This window comes from Mucilaginibacter sp. P2_D11 (assembly GCF_056404435.1).
This window is the reverse complement of record NZ_JBFUEA010000039.1, coordinates 1-4,145: the sequence shown is the minus strand read 5'-3', so window position 1 is coordinate 4,145 and position 4,145 is coordinate 1. Positions and strand designations below refer to the sequence as shown.

Below are 4,145 nucleotides of genomic sequence, written 5' to 3'. Positions count from 1 at the left end.
GGCTGGCATCTGTTATCCCGCTTATCTGCGGCACCGTGCTAATTATATAATTCTGGTTGCGGCTGAAGTTATTTACCAGCGGAACGCAATCCAATGGGGTAATGTAAGCAAGGAATTTGCCGCCCGATGCTGTGGAAAAACCGTTGGATAGAGTAATACTGGTTTCATGGTAAAACGTACCCGTGGTATTTGCCGCAGACGAAGCCGCAGTGCGCGTTTGCGAAAACCCGGCGGTGGAAATAAGTGTAAAAAAAAATACCGTAAACAGAAAGCGAAAGGTGTTTAAACTTGTCATAGGCAGTGTTTAGGTTGTGCTTGTAAAGTGTTATAATAATCGATCCATTGACCTGATTTTCCTAACTAATTGATTATTAATTAAATATACAAAATACACAATCCAAAAAGTTGACTAATTGAAAATCATTTGCATACTATCTTAACTTAATGACATTGGGCGCATGCTAGTACTGGGTCTTTTTAACCATATGATAAAATTCATTGAAATAATCTAATTACTCCAACAATAATGCTGGTAATACTACATATAATTAGCCCCCAATTACCTCCTAATGTATCCTCGCCTCCTTTTGCAAAGAAATTCAATCTATTTATTAAAAGCAATATTCCAAATATTATTAAAATAATTCCCTCGAGTATTTGCATGATTTATCTTATTAATAATTCTTAGTGTTTCCGCCGTTGTTTTTCTTTTTCCTCTTCTTCTTTTTTCTGTGCCTTTTTAAAAAAATCTCGCGCAGCATTTGGATTTTTAACTGTTATTACATTTTCTTGTTCTTCTGGGCTTGTTCCGGATTCTATCAATTTATCAGCAAATTTGCTTGCCGCGTAATTGATAGGACCTAAGAGTTTTCTATCAAGGCTAGTTATCTTTTTTGCTACTTTGAGAGCATCTATTTTAGCGCCAATGCTATTAAAAGTTAACAATGCGGCACCTTTTATTAATGCAGTTCCCTGACGGCCATTCACAACGTCATTAGTTATCGATACAGCCGTTCCAGCCGTAGTCATTGATGCACCTATTGGAATTAACGGATCTAAAATTTCTACTCCAGTCGCTGCACCAGCCCACCCTATACCTTCAACAATAGTACCGCCTGTACTCAATAATTGAGCTCCATCTTCAGCCTGTTTATCAGTTAAACTGAAAGGTGCCCGTGGAAGTCTTTTAGTTTCATTAATTGTCGTCATTTCACCGCCAACCATTATTGGAGTATTTGAATTGCCTTTAGGGCAACATCCACAATCTTCCGCCTCCATTCCATCCGGATCAATGAATCTGATCGAATTATCAACGCCATAATTATATACCGACCACCTGCGGTATTTCTCTGCCAATGGATCTATCACGCCCCACCTTGCAATCACCGGGTCATAAAACCTTGCGCCGTAATCATATTGCCCCAACTCTTCCTGTTTTTCTTTATTGTTATAAAGATACTCATTTTTAGGGCTGTTGATAATGGCACCGCCTGTTTCGAGGCCGAAGGGATAATAATCATTGCTTTGTTTTAATTGCAGCGCGCCGCTTACGATGCTGAAGCTTAGGCGGCTGTTGCCCAGGTGGTCGCTTAAGGTGTATTCGTAGGCATACGTGCCTGCCGAATTAAACGCACGGCCGGCTTCGGTTTGGATAAAGTCCACCGAGCCGTCCGTTTTGTGCTGGATGCCATCGATATAGTCCGTCGTAACGGTTGAGCCAACGGTGCTGGTTTTCCTTAATTTCCTGCCTGCAGCGTCGTAGGTAAAGCTAACTGTTCCGGTTGGCAGCGTATTTATCCTTGGCAGGTTCAGGATATTATAATTGATGCCGAGCCCCTTGCTATTATCTGTTACCATATTCCCGTTGCCATCGTAAGCGTAGGTAAATGTGCCGGATTTGTAACCGCTTGAACTTGCGTCAGCCGAAGCATCGCTTACGCTGGTCAGCTTATTGCCGCTGTAGGTATAGGTCAGGTCGTCCATCAAGGCTGTCGGGCTGTTCCAGTTCCGCTTCAGGTTCTTGATGTTCCCCATCACATCGTAAACGATACCCTTTTCATTATAGTTATCGCTGCTGATGCCGTCCGTCAGGCGGTTAATTGCATCGTAGCTGTACACGTAGTTCTTGTTCAGGCTGGTTGGCGTACCCCAATTTTGCCCGGCAATGTTACCGTTATACTGCGGCGTTGCGCCGGTTGTTATATTATACTGCAACTGCATAGCAAACAATGGTGCCGAGGTCCCCGTCACCCAGCCGCGCTCGTTATAGCTGTAGGCAACATCCTGGGCAAAGGGTGCGAAACCGGTCGTGCTGTGCAGCCGTTTCATTTGCAATTGGCCGATCTCGTTATAATCCATTTGGCTCAATAACGTATTGGTGCCACCATTCAGCTGATCCCAGCTTTGCTTTTTTCTGCCCGCGTGATCATACGTATAGGTATCCGCGATCGTAGTGGTCCCGTTTGCCAGAGTGTTGTGCGTGCGGGTGACAGCCGTAGGCTGGTTGCTGAAATTATAAACACTGTTTATCTGGTCGTAATTGGCAGCGCTAAGGCTACCCCCTAAAAAGTGCTGTTTGTAAGCTTTTATGGGTCTGCCCAGTTCATCGTAATAATTAACTGTCCATAACATATTGCTGTAGGTATTATCCGGCTTGATGACTGCTATTCTAGAAGCCGTCGGCATCGATTTTACATTGATGCTGGCTGTAGCTACATACTGCGATGGCAACGACGGCAGGTTGTTATAGTCATCGTAGTAACTCCAGGACAAATAGCCGCTGAGCGTTTGCGGGTAGCTGCTGATGGTATAGCCTGTGGTATTATCGGCATAATTACGCACGTCCCATTGCGGCGCTGCATAGATATTGCTCCGAAGCGTAGCCTGGCTAATGGCCGTATTGACGTTATCCCACAAACCGCTTGCGATAACCCTCCCCTGCACATCATACTTCGTAATCATCCACTGGTTGACTACCCGCTGGTTGGAATCCTGCGTGGCTACTATCTTATCCAGTTTATTGTAAACCATGTAGTCCCAGCCTTTGCCCGGAATCTTCTTTTGGGTTAAACGGCCCAACTCATCGTAACGGTACTGATAGCAAAAATCGTTAAGTACGGTTACCGATGGTTTAGCGTTGTCCGCGTCGGTCCCTGGCGGCAGCACGAAGGCCAGGTTGCCCATATCATCATACACGTAGTAGGTACTTAGCACTTCTATGACGCTATTCTTTAGGTTATAAAGGCGTTTCAGCACGACATGGCCGTCTTTATCTTTATACTCTTCGGTTGTGCCTGCCCGGCCGCTTACCCAGTTCTCATCCTTACTGATGGTCACCGATAACTCGCCGTCATTATAGGTGAGGCCCATTCCAGCACCGTTAAGCGTTCGGCTCTGATTGCTGTTGATAGTAGCGGTGTATAAAGCTACCTGCAGACTGGTTGCCTGATTTGTTGCCCAACTGATATTGTTATTGCTGCTGTAAACGATTTTTACGGTATGCCCGCTGCCACTGATGCCGCTGGTGCTGAGCTGCCAGGGGTTCCCTGGAGATCCCTGCTCGGTTACCCGGTTAAGCGATGATGCCTCGAACCCGCTTTTGGCATAAGGGCTGCTAATCTGCGTTACTCCAGATGGCGGCTGATTGTAAAAAGCAGCCTGCCCCGTGCCTGCCTGCAGGGCATTGGCTTTATAGCTACCGTCGCTTGCCGCTGTGCCTGTTACGGCGTAAGGCAGGTATTTCACCGCTTCGCGGCCAAACTGGTCTATGGCAAAAGGCTGCACTACATCCCTTGTGGTCGGTGAAGCCATTACCTGTACCGTTTGCAGCGGGCGGCCAAGGCCATCGATATATTGCACGGTCTGCATCAACTCGCAGGTGGTTTTCCCTGTAAACTGGCTGGCATCTGTTATCCCGCTTATCTGCGGCACCGTGCTAATTATATAATTCTGGTTGCGGCTGAAGTTATTTACCAGCGGAACGCAATCCAATGGGGTAATGTAAGCAAGGAATTTGCCGCCCGATGCTGTGGAAAAACCGTTGGATAGAGTAATACTGGTTTCATGGTAAAACGTACCCGTGGTATTTGCCGCAGACGAAGCCGCAGTGCGCGTTTGCGAAAACCCGGCGGTGGACCGGCGGTGGA

The 4,145-nt window shown here is 46.3% G+C and carries 2 protein-coding genes; both read right to left on the bottom strand.

What is annotated here, in order from left to right:
* On the bottom strand, positions 1-295 hold a 295-nt coding region (locus AC1DXC_RS27180; RefSeq protein ID WP_477462322.1), incomplete at its 3' end, for a hypothetical protein.
* Between the two features lie 389 nt (positions 296-684).
* Positions 685-4,145, bottom strand: a 3,461-nt coding sequence (locus AC1DXC_RS27175; RefSeq protein WP_477462321.1) for a DUF6443 domain-containing protein, incomplete at its 5' end; no start/stop codon positions are given.